This is a genomic window from Dactylosporangium sp. CA-139114 (genome assembly GCF_050955725.1).
GTDB lineage: Bacteria > Actinomycetota > Actinomycetes > Mycobacteriales > Micromonosporaceae > Dactylosporangium.
In genome coordinates this window covers 407945-421595 of the sequence record NZ_CP192080.1, presented here as the reverse complement: position 1 = coordinate 421595, position 13651 = coordinate 407945, and the positions used below count along the sequence as shown (strand labels likewise).

General features: G+C 70.8%; 14 protein-coding genes and 1 pseudogene. 5 read left to right on the top strand and 10 right to left on the bottom strand.

The window, feature by feature from the left end:
* Window positions 1-6: 6 nt before the first annotated feature.
* From ACQP2P_RS01965 to ACQP2P_RS01950, 4 genes are all read right to left on the bottom strand, one after another.
* Window positions 7-1536 (bottom strand): hypothetical protein, encoded by a 1530-nt coding sequence (locus ACQP2P_RS01965; RefSeq protein ID WP_433612666.1) that lies wholly within the window; start codon window positions 1534-1536, stop codon window positions 7-9.
* 63 nt (window positions 1537-1599) lie between these two features.
* The gene (locus ACQP2P_RS01960; RefSeq protein WP_433612664.1) at window positions 1600-1848 is read right to left on the bottom strand and encodes a PspC domain-containing protein; all 249 of its coding nucleotides are present in this window, start codon (window positions 1846-1848) and stop codon (window positions 1600-1602) included.
* A gap of 115 nt (window positions 1849-1963) precedes the next feature.
* Window positions 1964-2539 carry a DUF7691 family protein gene (locus ACQP2P_RS01955; RefSeq protein WP_433612662.1) on the bottom strand — a complete coding sequence of 192 codons (576 nt, stop codon included), beginning with the start codon at window positions 2537-2539 and terminating at the stop codon, window positions 1964-1966.
* Complete coding sequence (locus ACQP2P_RS01950) at window positions 2536-3045, bottom strand: FMN-binding protein (protein WP_433612660.1); 510 nt, start codon at window positions 3043-3045, stop codon at window positions 2536-2538. Before ACQP2P_RS01950 ends, ACQP2P_RS01955 begins: the two co-directional genes overlap by 4 nt.
* Before the next feature lie 221 nt (window positions 3046-3266).
* Between ACQP2P_RS01950 and ACQP2P_RS01945 the strand changes: the two genes are divergently transcribed.
* The gene (locus ACQP2P_RS01945) at window positions 3267-4718 is read left to right on the top strand and encodes a protein kinase domain-containing protein (RefSeq protein ID WP_433612658.1); all 1452 of its coding nucleotides are present in this window, start codon (window positions 3267-3269) and stop codon (window positions 4716-4718) included.
* A 4-nt stretch (window positions 4719-4722) separates the two neighbouring features.
* Here the strand turns inward: ACQP2P_RS01945 and ACQP2P_RS01940 are convergent, their stop codons facing one another.
* From ACQP2P_RS01940 to ACQP2P_RS01925, 4 genes are all read right to left on the bottom strand, one after another.
* The gene (locus ACQP2P_RS01940; RefSeq protein WP_433612656.1) at window positions 4723-5358 is read right to left on the bottom strand and encodes a CBS domain-containing protein; all 636 of its coding nucleotides are present in this window, start codon (window positions 5356-5358) and stop codon (window positions 4723-4725) included.
* Between the two features lie 172 nt (window positions 5359-5530).
* Window positions 5531-6628 (bottom strand): serine hydrolase domain-containing protein, encoded by a 1098-nt coding sequence (locus ACQP2P_RS01935; protein ID WP_433612654.1) that lies wholly within the window; start codon window positions 6626-6628, stop codon window positions 5531-5533.
* A gap of 233 nt (window positions 6629-6861) precedes the next feature.
* On the bottom strand, window positions 6862-7833 hold the full coding sequence (locus tag ACQP2P_RS01930; RefSeq protein WP_433612652.1) for a hypothetical protein: 972 nt from the start codon (window positions 7831-7833) through the stop codon (window positions 6862-6864).
* Window positions 7834-8142: 309 nt separating this feature from the next.
* Window positions 8143-8349, bottom strand: coding sequence for a hypothetical protein (locus tag ACQP2P_RS01925; RefSeq protein WP_433619596.1), 207 nt, complete (start codon window positions 8347-8349; stop codon window positions 8143-8145).
* Here ACQP2P_RS01925 and ACQP2P_RS01920 point away from each other — a divergent pair.
* The 4 genes and pseudogenes from ACQP2P_RS01920 to ACQP2P_RS01905 all read left to right on the top strand — a co-directional run.
* Window positions 8281-8460: pseudogene (locus ACQP2P_RS01920) on the top strand (type II toxin-antitoxin system VapC family toxin); the annotation flags it as partial. The gene ACQP2P_RS01925 and the pseudogene ACQP2P_RS01920 sit on opposite strands and share 69 nt — an antisense overlap.
* 89 nt (window positions 8461-8549) lie before the next feature.
* Complete coding sequence (locus ACQP2P_RS01915) at window positions 8550-9863, top strand: hypothetical protein (RefSeq protein WP_433612650.1); 1314 nt, start codon at window positions 8550-8552, stop codon at window positions 9861-9863.
* 2 nt (window positions 9864-9865) lie between these two features.
* The gene (locus ACQP2P_RS01910; protein ID WP_433612648.1) at window positions 9866-10210 is read left to right on the top strand and encodes a hypothetical protein; all 345 of its coding nucleotides are present in this window, start codon (window positions 9866-9868) and stop codon (window positions 10208-10210) included.
* A gap of 98 nt (window positions 10211-10308) precedes the next feature.
* Window positions 10309-11595 carry a lectin gene (locus ACQP2P_RS01905; RefSeq protein WP_433612646.1) on the top strand — a complete coding sequence of 429 codons (1287 nt, stop codon included), beginning with the start codon at window positions 10309-10311 and terminating at the stop codon, window positions 11593-11595.
* Window positions 11596-11858: 263 nt separating this feature from the next.
* Here the strand turns inward: ACQP2P_RS01905 and ACQP2P_RS01900 are convergent, their stop codons facing one another.
* Together ACQP2P_RS01900 and manD are read right to left on the bottom strand one after the other, a co-directional pair.
* Window positions 11859-12419: a gluconokinase gene (locus ACQP2P_RS01900; protein ID WP_433612644.1), complete on the bottom strand. Its 561-nt coding sequence runs from the start codon at window positions 12417-12419 to the stop codon at window positions 11859-11861.
* On the bottom strand, window positions 12409-13638 hold the full coding sequence (gene manD, locus ACQP2P_RS01895; RefSeq protein ID WP_433612642.1) for a D-mannonate dehydratase ManD: 1230 nt from the start codon (window positions 13636-13638) through the stop codon (window positions 12409-12411). Before manD ends, ACQP2P_RS01900 begins: the two co-directional genes overlap by 11 nt.
* Window positions 13639-13651 lie beyond the last annotated feature (13 nt).

Below are 13651 nucleotides of genomic sequence, written 5' to 3'. Positions count from 1 at the left end.
TTGCCGTTAGGAGGCCAGGGCGGTGCGGAGGGCGGTCAGGTCCTCGGGCGCCTTGCGGCGGGTCTCGTCGAGGCGGCGGCACAGGTCGGCCAGGGACTGCCGCTCCTGCTCCAGCAGCTTGTCGGCCCGCTCCCGGGCGCTGCGGAGGCGCTCCTGCCGCTCGCGGGCCTCCATGCGATCCGCGAAGATCCGGCGCACGCCCACGAAGGCGAAGATCAGGGCGACGATCACCAGCATGACCGCGAAGCCCAGCGGCACCGCCGGCGCGCCCAGGAGCAGCACGGCCGCGGCGGCGAACCAGGCGTACCGCTGCCAGCTCTTCGCCGTTGGCTCGGGGTGACGCGACTCGATCGCCCGGTGGAGCTCGGCGGCGTCGGCCGGGGCCGGGCCGCCCGCGCGAACGCGCACCGTCTGCCGCTCGATCGTGACCGTCTGCTCCTGCGGGTCCGGCACGTCGGTCTCGGCCCGCAGGGCCTCGCCGACCGCCAGCACCCGCTCCCGCAGGACGCGCCGGGCCAGCGCGCGGGGGCCCGGGGCGTCGCCGAACGCGTCCGTCACGAGCAGGCCCAGGGGCAGGCCGGCCGGATCGTCCCAGCGCGCGGCCGGCGTGACCTCGCGATCGTCGATCACCGCGCGCAGCTCCGCGATGCGCCGGAGGGTCGCGGCCTCCTCCTTGCTGCCCTCGTCCACGAGGCCGGGCAGCAGCGCCTCCAGCGCCAGCCGCGACTCCGCCGGAGCGTCCGCGGCAACGGGTGCCTCGGCCCACGCACGCAGAGCCGCCAACCGGGAGCCCGCGGTGAGGGCGGCGACGGCCCGGCGATCGGCGGCGTTGGTCACGCCCGTCACCGGGGCGGCGTGCACACGGTCCGACAGCGAACGGTCGAGCTCCGCGCGGCGCTCGTCGCCCAGCCCCGCGACCAGCCCGGACAGGCGCGCGGCGACGAGCTCGAGGGCCGCGTCGCCGAGGTGCCCGTCGGCGGCGGCGACCCAGACCGCGCGCTCGGCCGCGGTGAGCTGCGTGTCGGCCAGCAGCTCCCCGAAGGCCGCGCCGACCCGGCGGGGGTCGGTGGCGGCGCCGGACATCACGAGCAGCAGCGCGGTCCGGCGAGGGTCGCGGTCGGCGGCCCGCTCCAGGTCGGCGGCGGCGTCGTCACCGCGGGTGAGGGCGGCCAGGGCGGAGGCGGCGGGCGCCAGCCAGTATCCGTCGACGTCCTCCGGGGCCGCGGGAAGGGCCGGAACGGCACCGGCGCGAAAGGCCAGAACCTGACGCATTCGGTACCGCGTGCGAGCCGCCTCATCGAATCCCGCCAGCTCGGCGCGCAGGTCACTGAGCTCGACGAACGCGTCGAAGGAGCGGATCAGGCGGCTGAGGCGCTGCTCCATGGAGCCCTGCAGGCGGGACAGCTGCGAGCGCAGGGCCCGGCTCTCGGCGCGCTGCCCGTCGAGGGAGGACTCGATCTCACGGATCGCCCGCTGTTGCTTGTAGTCCTGCCAGCTGTCGCTGACCAGCCAGTCCTGGAACGCGCTGTCGGACACCGGGACGACCTCCTCATGATCGGTCTCCCCGGCACGGTACCGACACCGCGCCAGTCCCGCCGGTCAGGCGATGGAGGCGTCCCGCTCGCTCGGGGCCGCGACGGCCTCGGCCGGCATCAGGATCCACAGGATCGGGTAGATGAGGATCTGGGTGCCGGGGATCGCGAGCAGGATCAGCGCGAACAGCAGCCGCGCGGGCCACGGGTCGATGCCGAACCGCTGCCCAAGACCGGCGACGACACCGCCGAGCACCCGGCCCTGCGCCGGGCGAACGAGGCCGTGCTGACGCATCGTGTTGTAGACGGTTTCCATGGTGGGCTCCCTTGTCGCGGTACCAAATCTGATGCATTCAGCTTGGCCGTCGAAGGGGTTTCCGGGCATCAGGGACCGACCCCGGCCGATCCCTGGCCCGGCACCCCGAGAGTCCTCAGTGGTAGAAGCAGACGAGGTCCATGTCGTCGCGGCGGCACTCCCGCAGCCAGGACCTCACCTGTTCGACGGCCGCCACGACCTGCCGATCGTCGATGCGCGCCAGGTCGATCCCACCCAGAAGGTCGAGGTGCGGCTGCAGGTCGGCGCGCCTGATGTGCCCCATGGCGGGGAAGTCGTCCGGCGCCGGGCAGTCGACGCCGGGCCCTCCCGCGATGAGGCCGGTGAAGTCGTACTCGACGCCGGCCCGCGCGACCGCTTCGGAGACGGTGCCGAACCAGCCGTACCGCATCCCCCACCAGCCCTCGTTCGCCAGGGGCGCGCCCCAGAGCTCGCAGAGCGCCTTGACGCAGTACCCGTACAGGTGAACGCCCCTCTCGACGGGGATTCGTCCGAGCACCAGGTCGGCCAGGAACTCCCTCGCCGGGCGTTCGGTGTCGCTCCAGTCGTCGAGGCCGGCGAGCTCGGCCCGGCAGCGGTCGCGAAGCCAGGCGAAGAGCGCCTCGTCGCGCAGGGCCAGCACCTCGTTCAGGGCGTCCAGCCGAATCTTGAAGGGCATGATCGCGTAGCTCATCGGCCGGCCCCCTCCGGGCGTATCCAGCCCCAGATCAGCTCGACCACCTTGGCGGGCGCATCGACCACGGTGGACACGAGGTCCGCCTCGGCGCCGTCGCGGTGCTCGAGCGTGTAGTCGTCCGGGGCGTTGCGGTAGGTCTGGATGAACCGGCGGTCGTCGCCGGGCCGCCCGACGATGAGAAACGGGTTCGCCCCGTGCAACGCGTGCACCCAGAGGTCCAGCATCGCCTTGGTGAGAAACGGCACCCCGAGATCGTCCCCGCCGACGTTCAGCGTCACGTTCACCCGATCCGGCGGCCGTTCGCGCTCGATCACAGTCGCCACCGTAGGCCACCTCTCGCGGGCTCGGGCGGCGGGGCGGCCGCCCCGGGCGGCGTCGATGGCCGACTGGAGCGAGCGGCGGTACCCGTCGCTCCCGTACGTCGCCCCCGAGACGGTGTCCAGGTCCGCGCTCTGCCGCTGCAGCGCCTGCTCCCGCAGCCGCGGCGCCGCCGGAACCGCCACGGGATCCGAGCCTCGTCCACTGCCCCTTGTGCGTCCACCGTGGACGGTCGCACCAGTCCGATGTCACACCGGACGAGCGCTTGGAAGTCTCTTGACCAAGCCCTGATCGGACGGGCCCGCAACCTTGATTCACTCCAGAATGCCGCCCGGCGCCCGGCCACAGTGACGTATCGGGGCGGCCCTATGCGGTGATTGGGGCGATTGTGTCAGGGTTGGCCACCATGGCAGGGCGTCTGTTGAACGGCCGGTACGAGCTGCGGTCGGTCATCGGCCGGGGCGGTATGGCCGACGTGTGGCTGGCCGTCGACGGGCGGCTGGACCGACCTGTGGCCGTGAAGATTCTGCACGGCGACGGCGGCGCCGACCCGTCGCTGCCGGAGCGCTTCGAGCGCGAGGCGCACACCGCCGCGCGGCTGTCGCACCCGAGCATCGTGGCCGTGTACGACTTCGGGGTCGACGACGGGACGCCGTACCTCGTGATGGAGCTGGTCCAGGGGCACAGCCTCGCCGACGAGCTGGCCGCGGGCCCGCTCGACCCGCGGCGCGCGGCGCACATCGCCGAGCGCGTGTGCGACGCCTTGGAGGCCGCGCACACCGCCGGGGTGGTGCACCGCGACGTGAAGCCGGCCAACATCCTCATCAGCGCTGAGGGCGAGGTGAAGGTCTGCGACTTCGGCATCGCGAGCATCACCGACCGGGCGCAGACCGCGCTGACCGCGCCCGCGACCGTGATCGGCACCAGCTCGTACATGGCGCCGGAGCAGGTCCTCGGCGAGCCCGTGGACGCCCGGACCGATCTGTACGCGCTGGGCTGCGTGCTCTACACGATGCTCACCGGCCGTCCGCCGTTCATCGCCGACTCGCCGGTGCAGACCGCCTGGCAGCAGGTGCATGAGGCGGCGGTACCGGTGGCAGTCCTGCGGCCCGGCCTGCCGCCCCGGCTCGCCGATCTGGTCGGCGCGCTGCTGGCCAAGCGCGCGACGGACCGGCCGGCCAGTGCGGCCGAGGTGGGCACCGCGCTGGCCGGCGTAGCCGACGGTGCCGCGACGACGGCGTTCGATCCGGGACCGGCGCCTTTCCTCGGCCGTGCGGCGGTACGACAGACAACGCGCAGCCTCCCCGCGCTCGCCGAGCCACCCGCGCCGGCCACCCGGCGACGGGGCCGCTCGGCCGGGATCGCCTTGGCGGCGCTCGCCGCGGTCGCCGTCGGCGTGTTCGCGCTCGGAACCCTCCCGGGCCGATCCGGCCACCACCCGGCCACGGCGCCCACCCCCGCGCAGACGACCCTGTCCGAGCCGTCCACGGATGCCTCGAGTGCGGCCCCGAGCGCGGCCCCGAGCGACCCGCCGAGCCCGACGCCGTCCGACATCCCGAGCGACACACCGAGCCCGACGCCGAGCGACACGACCGAGGCGACGCTGGCCGCGGCTCGCGCCGCCGTGCGTGACGGCGGCCTGGACTTCCTCACCGCGCACGATCTGAACCGCCGGCTCGACAGATTCGCTCGCGACCACGCCCGCGGCGACGACGAGCGCGCGGCGGCGGAGCTGAACGGCCTGGTCGGCCGGCTCGACCAGCTGCACCAGGACGGCACACTCACCAGCACCGACTACACGGCGATACGCGACCTGACCGACCAGCTCGCGGCGAACCTGCCGAGCCGATCCGGGTAGCGGCTCAGGACGTCGTGTAGACCTTCCCCACGAACTCGGCAAGCCGGTGTTCGTCGAGGTTGCGCGCCAGATCCGACTCGCTGATCATCCCGACCAGGCGATGGTTCTCGATGACCGGCAGCCGCTTGACCTGGTGGTCTTCCATGCGATGCAGTACCTCGTCGACGCCCGCGTCAGCGTCGACCCAGACCAGCTCACCCCCGGCCAGGTCACGCACACTGACCTGGCCCGGATCCCGCCCCTCGGCGATGCACTTCACGACGATGTCGCGGTCGGTGATGATGCCGTGCAGCCGATCGTCCGCGCCGCAGATCGGCAGGGATCCGACGCCCAGGTCGCGCATCTTCCGCGCGGCGGACGCGACGGTCTCGCCCTCGTCGACGCACTCGGCGCCCGGGTGCATGATGTCTCTCGCCTGCCGCTCCCGCTTCTCGCGAAGCGCCTGCTCGTGGTCGTCCAGAGCACGAAGCTTGCTGGCGACGGCCTCACGTGTCGCGTGGCCGGTGTGCTCGGCGTAGCTGGCCTGGCCGAGCTCGTGCAGCAGCTTGTCGCGCTGCCGCTGGGCTCGCGTCTCCTCCACTCGGGCCCGGCTCGTGGCCAGGCCACGCTTGGCGGACTCCATCATCTTGTTGAAGGCCATGGTGCCCTCCCTCCGGCGTACCTCAGCGCGGGAGCCGACAACGACGGTACAAAAGCCAACGCTACGTCGCGACCGCCCCGGAAACACCCGCGCCCACCAGGGTGAAGATCCAGAGGGCATGGCGGTCCACGCTCCCGTCGCCAGCAGCGACGGGAGCGTGGGAAACGCCGACTCACCGGGCGGACTCGGCCTTGCCGCCGAACACCTCAGCGACGAGCCGCTGCGTCGCCTGCTGGAACGGCACCGCCAGGGTCATCGCGGCGTCGTCGACGTAGTTCAACGCGGCGGTCAGGGTCGTACGGCCGTCAGGCGTGCTGTACATCAGTGCCGCGTGGCCGGCGGTGCCACCGTTGTGGGTGATGATCTTGCCGCCGTCGGGGCCGTCCTGGACGAAGACGCCCAGGCCGTAGCCGACTTTGGGGTGCGGCGTCAGCATCTCGGCGAGCAACAGAGCCGGTAGGAGCCTGCCGCCCAGCAGCGCGGAGATGAACGTCTGCAGGTCCCGGGTGGTCGAAATCATGTCGCCGCCGCTGGAGATCCAGGAGAGATCGTGGCGAGTGACGTCGTCGACCGTCTCGTCCTCGTACCGGTAGTAGCCGTGCGCATGCGGCTCAGGGATCTCCACGCCGTCCGGCACGATGGTGCCCGCCAGCCCAAGCGGTCCGATGATCAGCCGCTGCATCTCCTCGGCGACAGTACGGCCGGTGACCCGCTCGATGAGCAGCCGGGCGAGCACATAGTTGGTGTTGGCGTAGCTCCAGTCCGTCCCGGGTTCGAACCGCGCCGGCTTGGACAACGCGAACCGCACGAGGTCCTCCGGCCGGTGGGCGTGGAACCGGTTGTCCAGCCACTCCTTGCCCTGCAGCTGCGGGTTCGGCAGGCCCGGCACTACAGTCCCGTCCTCGAAGTACTCGCCGGTGAAGTTGAACACGCCGCTGGTGTGCTGCAGCACCATCCGGACGGTGATCCGCGGGTCCAGCCCAAACTCGGGCAGGTGACCGGCGATCGGGTCGTCCAACCCCAGCCGGCCCTCACCGACCAGTTGCAGCACCAGCGACGCGACGAAGGTCTTGGTGTTGCTGCCGATGCGATGGTGCCCGTCCGTCATCGGCTTTGTATGGCCGTTCAACTCGCTCGCCCCGGCGCTGCCGACCCACTCGCCCTGCTCGTCGTGCACCCGCAGCTGCACGCCGATGAACCCGGAGCCGACGATCTCTTCGATTGCCCGCTGGAAGTGGTTCTGCTGCTGCGTATCTGCGACGTTCGACATGTGACGCTCCTTGTGCATCGCCCTGGGCGACCCGTCCGTCCGGGTGCACAAGAACCATGGCCGCCGCCGCTGACACCGCTCTGACAGCACACGAACACGCACGCTCGAGCGGTGTCAGCGGCCCTTTTTCGTGCACGGGCGCGACGCGCCTCGGTCAGCGGCGCTCGATCAGCACGGCACCGACGGGAGCCAGCCGACTGAGCGCGGGGTTGAGCCAACGGTGAGCGCCGAAGTCAGCGCGAGGAGCCGCCCGATGGGCCACGGAGCCGGTTGGCGAGGCGTTCGGCGTTGAGCCGGCCGATCACCTCGCCGACGGCGTCGGAGTCCCGCGGGTCGACGCCGCGAGACTGCAGCTCGGCGGCGATCTGCTTCGCGGGCCCCCAGGACGTCTCGTCATCGACCGCGTGCTCGAACTGCGGCAGCCACATGTCGACCGCGGCGGTCACCGGCGTGATCCACTCGTCGGCAACCCCACGGCGCTCCAGCGCAAACCGCAGCCAGCCCCGGAGGGCGTCGGGCAGCGCGAGCCGGTCATCCGCGTCGAGGAACGCCTTGCGCGGCAGCCAGTCGGCGAGGAAGATCGCGACCGCGTTGGGGCTCCAGCCGAGCGGGCGATTGTTGAGGTACCCGTCGCCGTAGTCGAGAAACAGGTCCGCCAGCCTCCGGTACGCAGCGGAGTCCGTCGTCCGCCCGACGAACGCCTCGATGAGTTCCGCTCGCTTCCCCTCGGCGAGGGGCTCGAACTCCGGCCACTCCGGCAGATGCGCCCGGGATCGCGCCCACGCGAGCGCCCGCAGGTCGACGTAGTCCTCGTCGTCATGGCGCGGCCAGATCATGTCGGTGTGCCGCAGCAAGCCGGCCAGATCGGCCAGCGCTTCGTCGATCGGCACCTCCTCGAGCGGCATCGGCACCTCACCGGGCTCCCGCGTCCTGTCCCACGCCTCGGCCGCGCCGCTCTGCAGCAGGTACAGCTTCTCCACCATCGTGCCGCCGGTGGCGAGGATCTGGGCGAGCAACGTGTGGGTGCCGTACTCGACGAACAGTATTCGTTCGCTGTCCCACACGTCGACGGCGCGCAGGGCCCGGACTGGGACGATCGCCGCATCGAGCCATGGGGGCGCCGGCTGAGACTGCCGCAGCAGGTCGATCGTTTCGTCAAGCAGCGTGTACGCGCGCGGCGGGGCGACCCTGCGCAGCGCTGCCACGGCGGCCAGGCCGTGCGCCGACGGGCGGGTGCTGCAGCGGCCGACAACCTCCAGGCAGAGCGTGTGTTCGGGCTCCTTGTCGCCGAGTGGTGCGGACAGCCAGGCCTGGCCGAGCCAGCCGGAGGCCCATCGTTCGGCCTCGAGCGGATCGGTGCATGTGAGCAGATCCTGGGCGGCCCGGACGAGGCGGTCGGAGGGCCGCAGTGACCGTAAGGACTCCTGACGCCGAGCCTTCGGCCTGCCCCGGCCGGCCGGGCCGCCCTCGACTTTTCGGACTCATCCCAACAGTGCAACACATCGGCGAAGACGCTATCCATTTGGTACGCCGAGCAGCGCCGCGAGCCTTTTGTTGATCGCGCCGATGTCGAACGGCGTCGTACCGTCGCCGTCCTCGGGATGCCAGTCCTCGATCGGAGCGTCACCGCGGCCGTCGGTACACGTGATGGCATGGGGTTCCGTGAATTGCCCGTAACGCACGTGCATGGCATCGCCGCTGGCCGTCTCCCGCCGTACCATCAGGACCCGTTCGACCGGATGCTGGTGGCTCAGGCGGCCACCGATGGATTGACGCTGGCCTCCCGGGATGCGTCCGTGGCACTGTACGACGTGGAGATTCTCAAGGTCTGACCTGCTCGCGACAAGGGTGCCCCTTGGCGAACGAAGGCACGCTCGTGCCAGCGGCGCGGCGGCGGATACCCACGGATAGGATGCCCGCCGTGCCCGTGTCTCGGAAGCGGAAAAAGAAGTCCCAGTCCGGCGGCCGCTCCTCCCGCCAGTCGATGGTCTCGCCGCGCGGCGGGTCCGCAGGAGCCGGCGTCTTCGGTGAGCTGTTCGAGTATCGGCGCAAGCTCGCCGAGCATCGCACCGCGCTGGCCGGGGATGCGGCCCGGGCGCTGATTGACGCCTTGATCGCGAGTGCCCCAACGCGGTCCGACGACGACCTCGAAGACGACTTGTGCATCCGCTTCGGCGCGGCGATGGCCCACTTCGAGCGGGGCTCCGTGGAGGACATTGTCAATCCGGAGGACTTCGTCGGTGCGGTGCTGTCGGCGCTCGACGAGCGGTTCCACACGCCGGCGGAGGCGAGTACCGACATTGCCGTTCTCCAGCGGCTGCTGACTGTCGTCGCCGGTGTGTTGCCGTTCCCGCTCAGCGAGTCCGCGAGCGATCTCATCTCAGCGCACCTGGATGCCCCCACGGCGAAGCTGGCCGCGCGCGGGCGTGCCGTGACCGGCCCCGTGTTGTGGGCGCGCGACGTCTACGGCAGCCGTTGGGCGGTGGTCGCGCCGTTCACGTCGGACGCCGGCCCGGATCGCTGGTACCTGTGGGATGTGGACACCTGCGGCTACGAAGTGCTCACCGTGCACAGCGGCTTCCATGCTTCGGCCGAGTCCGCGGTGGCCGCTTGGCGGGAGTCGGTCGGGCAGGTCGCGGCGGGTGGGGCGGTCCTGACGGCGGTGGACGACTCGGAGACGCTCGACGCCCTCCTGCCGGGCGAGGTCGAGGGGATACGGATCGGCGGGGAGGACGAGGAGCAGTACGCGGAGTTCCTGCGCAGCCGGCGGCTCGCCAGGACAGCGCGGAAGGCGGTGCGCCGGATGCGCGGGCCGGCTTTCGTACGGTTGACGGCCACCGACGCCAAGGCGCAGTTCACCCAGCGACTTCGGCAGCTTGACTATCACGGTGGGATCATCGGCGAAGGCGACGACGCCGGTCCTGTCGACCCCGACGAACTTGCCGGGGAACTGGCCGAGTCCTGGTCCCCGCGGGATCACCCCACGCTCTATCCGTTCTGCTCGCCCCACAAGGTCGCGGCGGCCGTGCTGCACCTGCGGGACTTCTACCAGGAAGATTTCGCCGCCGAACTCGTCGCGCTGCTGCCCGAATGGATCCGCTTCCTGGCGGAGCACACCGCAATGCCCGCGGAGTGGACTGACCGCTGCCTCGCGTACGCCTCGGGTGAGCTCCAGTTTCCCGGAATCCTCGACGACCGAGGACGGTCGAATCCCATGGCACGGCTGGCCGAGTAACAGTGGTTACGGTCGTCCCGCGCGATCGGTTCGCGAGTCTGCTGGGCGAGGGCACGCCTGCGGGGTCGTTCAGCGCGCGACGCACCGCGCGCCCCGACGACCTACGGCTGGCGGTCACCGGCATCGGCCCGATCGCCCTGCCCGTCCCGGACCGGCAGGCGAAAGAGCTCTGCCTGATCAGTCGGCCGGCCCGGTTCGGCAAGGGCGAGCAGACGCTGCTGGACGCCAAGGTCCGGGACCGGCCATCGACCGACCCGCGCGAGAGGGCCGATCGCACCGCCGACGGCGCGCTGGGCCTCTGGACAGCGCAGCGAATCCATCGACGATCTTACGGCGACCGGACATAAGTAAACACTATTTACAGTTAGTCGAGGTTGCGATAGAAAGACGCCCTAGAACCGGGTACCTGCCTTGGCCCGACTTCACCTCCCCAGGAGCGTCCCCAATGGACAGATCGAGATCGGCGTACTTGCGTCGGGTGCTCGTCGCGGCAGCCGCTCTCGTGCTCGGCGCCGTCTCCCTCATCGCATTCAGCCCCGGCACCGCGGCCGCCGCGGGCACGGGTGCCATCTCCGGATACGGCGGCAAGTGCGTCGACGTCGCCGGCGCCAACACCGCAAACGGCACCCAGATCCAGCTGTGGACCTGCAACGGTACGAACGCCCAGAACTGGACCGTGGGCAGCGACGGCACGATCCGCGCCCTCGGCAAATGCCTCGACGTCTCCGGCGGCTCCACCGCCGACGGGGCCAAGGTCCAACTGTGGGACTGCAACGGCACCGGCGCCCAGCAGTGGGCCGTCAGCGCCGCCAACGACATCGTCAACCCCCAGGCCAACAAGTGCCTCGACGCGTCCGGCTGGGGTACGGCCGACGGCACCCCGCTGCTGATCTGGTCCTGCCACGGCGGCGCCAACCAGAAGTGGACGGTCCCGGGCGGCGGCACGGGTTCGTGCAACTACCCGAACTGGGTCGCCGGACAGTCCTACGCCACCGGTGCGATCGTGCGGTACAGCAACGGACAGCTCTACCAGGCCACCCACGACAACCCCGGCTACGACCCGACCATCAGCACCTGGTTCTGGTCGCCCTACTCCTGCGGCGGCACCAGCACGGGCGGCTTCGTGGTGAGCGAGGCCCAGTTCAACCAGATGTTCCCGAGCCGCAACGGGTTCTACACGTACGCCGGGCTGGTCGACGCCATGAAGAAGTACCCGGCCTTCGCCACCACCGGCAGCGACACCGTCAAGCGCCAGGAGGCCGCCGCGTTCCTGGCCAACGTGAGCCACGAGACCGGCGGGCTGGTCTACATCGACGAGATCAACACCGCCAACTGGCCGCACTACTGCGACACCAGCCAGCCCTACGGCTGCCCGGCCGGCCAGTCCGCCTACCACGGCCGCGGCCCGATCCAGCTGAGCTGGAACTTCAACTACAAGGCGGCCGGCGACGCGCTCGGCGTCGACCTGCTCAACAACCCGGGCCTGGTCGGCACCAACGCCTCGATCTCCTGGCAGACCGGCCTGTGGTACTGGATGACCGGCACCGGCAACGCGGGCACCACGTCGCACAACGCGATGGTGAACGGGCAGGGCTTCGGCACCACGATCCGGGCCATCAACAGCATCGAGTGCAACGGCGGCAACCCCGCCCAGGTCCAGAGCCGGATCAACCTCTACAACCAGTTCACTGGCATCCTCGGCGTCCCCGCGGGCGGCAACCTGTCCTGCTGAACCACCGAGCACCGGCATCATCGGCTGGTCACGCCACTGGCGTGACCAGCCGCTTGCTACCGGCCCCGCAACAGCCACGCCACGTACAGCAGCCGGGTGTCGCCGGCGGCCGGCTCCGCCCGGCGCTCGTCCGTCGGGGATGAAGGATTTGGCCGCGAGGGCTCGGCGGTACAGCCGTCCCGGAGAACATGGTTCAGTCGACGCCGCCGCGCTCCTCCAGTCCGGCCACGTCCCGGCAGAACGTCCAGCTCTCGTCGAAGCGTTCAGATCGAAGGCTGGGCTTGATCCATGTGACGCTCATGCCCAGAACCTAGCCGAAGCCGGCTGAGCGCCGCCGCGATGAGCTCGTCCGGCGTCATGGAAGCATCCAGTACCACGCCGCGCTCATCCGGTTGCAACGGCTCGAGCGTGGCGATCTGGGAGTCCAGGAGGCTGGGCGGCATGTAGTGCCCGGTCCGGCCGGACATCCGCGCCCGGATCACCTCGGCCGGCCCGTCGAGATGCACGAACTCCACCGCGGGCTGGCCCTGCCGGAGCGCGTCGCGGTACGACCGCTTCAACGCGGAGCAGGCCAGCACGGTGGAGACCCCCTCCGCGGAGCGGTCGGCGAGCCACGCGGCCAGGTCGCGCAGCCAGGGCCAGCGGTCGGCGTCGCCGAGGGGCACGCCGACCCGCATCATCGCGATGTTGGCCGCGGAGTGGAACTCGTCCGCCTCGGCGAACCGTAGGCCGGCCACGGTGCCGATGCCCTTGGCGACGGTACTTTTGCCGGAACCGGACACGCCCATCACGACGACGTGCCGGGTTCGGGGGTCACCAGTCATGGACCGTGCCGTCCTTCAGCCGGTTGAACGGGAGGTAGGCCGGCACGTACGGGAACCGGGCGGCCGTGGCCTCGTCGAGCTCGACGCCGATGCCCGGCTGGTCTCCGGGGTGGAGGTAGCCGTCGGTGAACGTGAAGGACTGCCGGAAGACCTCGTCGGTCAGCGAGCCGTGCCGCATGTACTCCTGGATGCCGAAGTTGTGGATCGCCAGGTCCAGGTGCAGCGCGGCGGCCATGCCGACCGGGGAGATGTCGGTCGGGCCGTGGATGCCGGACTTGATCTGGTACTGCGCGGCGTAGTCGAGAAGCTTGCGCATGGCGGTGATCCCGCCGGTGTGCGTGACGGCGGAGCGGACGTAGTCGATCAGCTGTTCGCGGATGAGTGTCTGGTAGTCCCACACGGTGTTGAAGACTTCGCCGATCGCCAGCGGGGTCGTCGTGTGCTGACGGACCAGCCGCAGCGCCTCCTGGTTCTCGGCGGGGGTGCAGTCCTCGAGCCAGAACAGGTCGTACGGTTCGAGGGCCTTGCCGAGCTTGGCGGCCTGGATGGGCGTCATCCGATGGTGGCCGTCGTGCAGCAGCGGCAGCTCGGGGCCGAACTCGTTGCGAACCGCCTCGAAGACGGCGGGGAGGTGTCGCAGGTACGCGCGGGTGTCCCAGTCCTCCTCGGCCGGCAGCGGGGTGCGCTGCGCCGGCTCGTAGTCGTACCGCTTGCCGTCCCGACTCGGCTGGGCCGCAACGCCGTAGACGGCGTTGATACCCGGGACGGAGGTCTGCACGCGGATCGACCGGTAACCCTGGTCGAGGTGCGCGCGGATCGAGTCGAACAGCTCCGGCAGGTCCCGTCCGGAGGCGTGGCCGTAGGCCATGATGCCGGTCCGGGAGGCGCCGCCGAGGAGCTGGTACAGGGGCATGCCGGCGGCCTTCGCCTTGATGTCCCACAGGGCCACGTCGACGGCGGCGATGGCGGCCATGGTGACCGGCCCCCGGCGCCAGTACGCCGAGCGGTACAGGAACTGCCAGGTGTCCTCGATGCGGTGCGGGTCCCGTCCGATCAGCAGCGGGACGACGTGGTCGCGCAGGTACGAGGCCACGGACAGTTCGCGTCCGTTGAGGGTGGCGTCGCCCAGGCCGGTGATGCCCTCGCTCGTGGTGATCTTGAGGGTGACGAAGTTGCGGTCCGGGCTGGAGACGATGACGTCCCCGCTGACGATCTTCACGGCGTGCCTTTCT